1 protein-coding gene is annotated in these 2,732 nt (G+C 70.8%); it reads left to right on the top strand.

The features are described 5' to 3' along the window. The first annotated feature begins 601 nt into the window (after positions 1-601). The gene (locus tag ACFWY9_RS39360) at positions 602-2,509 is read left to right on the top strand and encodes a BTAD domain-containing putative transcriptional regulator (RefSeq protein WP_378341274.1); all 1,908 of its coding nucleotides are present in this window, start codon (positions 602-604) and stop codon (positions 2,507-2,509) included. Positions 2,510-2,732: the final 223 nt, after the last annotated feature.

Genomic DNA, 2,732 nt, shown 5'->3' with positions numbered 1-2,732 from the left:
CCTCGCCGCGCCGGCGCGCGGCGGCCCCCCCCCCCGGCGTGGTCCGGACCCCGCCCGAGCGCTCGTTCTAGCCCCGCTCCGGTTGCTCGCCCGACAGGCGTTGCCGTCGCGCGAAGCCCCTGCCCTCACGACACGCCCGTGAACAACACACCCCGGCCGCACGGTGCAGTTCGCAGACCTTCCGCGGAATCCTATGTGGACTCCTGGTGGACCGCCTCGGACGGGTTCGCCCTGCCGCGCGATGGCGGCTGTTCCCGGTCGCCGGGGCACTGCGCGATGGCCGCTATTTCGGAATCCGGCGGATTCGAGTCCGGACAATTCGGACTCGAATCCTCGCGAACGGCCGTGTGTTCTCCGGTTGTCCGGAACTGGTCCCGGTCAGGACCGGGTGGACGACCGCGGGAAAAAAATTCATCACGCATTGGATCAAGGTCGGATCAAGCGAGCCGTCAGCACGATTGCTAGTGAATCCGTGGGAAGGTCGAATCGTGGACGACTGGGGGTCCTCAAACAAGTTCGGGCTGTGCGCGCCGCACTTGACCAGCGACTCGCCACGATCCGTACCACGCCATGCACATCGTTACCGAGAGAGGAGCGGAGCGTGCGGTCGGTGCGTATCAATCTGTTAGGTCCGATCGAGGTGCTGCGGGACGGGGTGCTGGCCACTCCTTCCGCCTTGAAGCTGCGGCAGGTGCTGAGCCTGCTCGCACTCAACGCGAACGACATGGTGCATACCGGGCAGTTGATCGAGGAGCTGTGGGAGGGCAATCCGCCGCCCAGTGTCACCACCACCCTGCAAACCTACGTCTACCAGCTTCGCAAGCGGTTGTGGCTGGACGCCTCCCACCGGGCGGGCGCGGCGCACCGTGAGGCCCGCTGTCCGGCACTGCACACACTGCCCAGCGGGTACCTGCTGGCGCTGGACTCCGACGCGCTGGACATCGGCCAGTTCGAACGGCTGGCGACGCGGGGGAGGAACGAGCTCGAAGCCGGTTCCGCCGAATCCGCGCTGACCACGTTGAACCAGGCCATCGGACTGTGGCGCGGGCCCGCGCTGGTGGACGTGAACCCGGGCATGGTGCTGCACGCCAAGGTGGTCCACCTGGAGGAGATGCGGGTTCGCGCGCTGGAACACCGGGTCGACGCGACCCTGGTCCTCGGCAGGCATCACGCCGCGCTCGACGAGCTCACCCTGCTCTCGGCGCAGATGCCCACCCACGAAGGGTTCCAGGCCAAGCTGATGCTCGCGCTGTACCGTTCCGGCCGCCGGTCCGAGGCGCTCAAGGTGTACGACCGCACGCGGCGGACGCTGGCCACGGAGCTGGGCCTGGACCCGTCGCAGGAGCTGCAGCGGCTGCACCACGGAGTGCTCACCGCGGACGGGAGTCTCGACTGGCGGGAAACGGAAGCGGTCGAGGTGCGGCGCCAGGCCACGGCGGAACCACCCCGGCAGCTGCCGCCGGAGGCGGGACCGCTCGTCGGCAGGGAAGACGAGCTGCGGGCGATCACGACCGCGATGGGCGCGACCCGCCGCTTCGGTGGTCCGGCGGTCGTCGCCATCGAGGGGCTGCCCGGCAGCGGGAAATCGGCCCTGTGCGTGCGCGCCGGTCACCTGCTGCGGGAGCAGTACCCGGACGGCCAGTTCCACGCGCGGCTGCTGACTCCCGGCGGGGAGCCGATCGACCCGGGGGAGGTGCTGGGCGGATTCCTGCACGCCACGGGGATGGTCGCGGAGCAGATCCCGGACTCGGCCGAGGATCGGGCGAAGCTGTTCCGGACCTGGACCGCCGAGCGGCGGGTGCTCGTCGTACTGGACGACGTGCCCGGCGACACCGTACTCGAGCAGCTCATCCCGTCCAGCCGCGACTGCGCGGTGCTCGCCGTGAGCCGCAGGCGGCTGGTGTCCGGCGCCGTGACCGCGACGGTGCGTCCCCGGCCGCTGACCACGGCCGAGAGCGTCCAGCTGCTCACCAACGCCATGGGCGGTGACCGGACGGACGTCGATCCGTGTGACCTGCGGCGGCTGGTCAACCTGCACGACGGGCTGCCCGCCGCGCTGCAGAGCACGGCCACGCGGATGAAGCGGCGCCCGCGCTGGTCGGTGGCACGGATGCTGGAGTGGCTCGAAACGGGCTCGGACGCGCCCGCCGAGATCCGCGACGATCCACTCGGTCTGCGGGCGGGCGTGCTGCGGTCCGACGGCCTCGGTTCCGCGGCCGCCCGGTCGGCCTTCCGTCGGCTGTCCACTTTGGATGGACCGGAGGTCGGCACGTGGACGGCCGCGGCCGAACTCACGGTGAGCCACGAGGACGCCGAGGCGGTACTCGACGAACTGGTGGACCTGTCCCTGCTGGTGACGGCGACGGGCGAGACGGAGTTCCGGTTTCCCCGCGCGGTGCGCAGGATCGGCAGGCAACTGCACGCGGAGGACCAGCTTCCGCAGCAGGGCGTCCTGCCGCGGCTGGCCGCGCCCCGGTTGCTGACCGAGGTGGACGCCTCGGCCTGGTGAGTCAGTGTCCCCCGCCGGAAATCCGTTGCGTATATCGGCGGATCCAGGTTTCTGCTGGCAAGGCGCCGGTTCGTCCTCGTACTGGATCGTACTCGGGCGGACCGGCAACGCCGCCAGCGGGAAGCTGGGCCGTCGAGATGTGTGACCAATTTCCGGCGGGGGACACTAGCCGGGGGGGGGCGGGCGGGCCGGGGGGGGGCGCGCCGCCCGCGGCCGGGGCCGC

It is taken from the genome of Amycolatopsis sp. NPDC059027, assembly GCF_042739735.1.
Classification (GTDB): domain Bacteria; phylum Actinomycetota; class Actinomycetes; order Mycobacteriales; family Pseudonocardiaceae; genus Amycolatopsis.
This window is presented reverse-complemented; position numbering and strand designations above follow the sequence as displayed.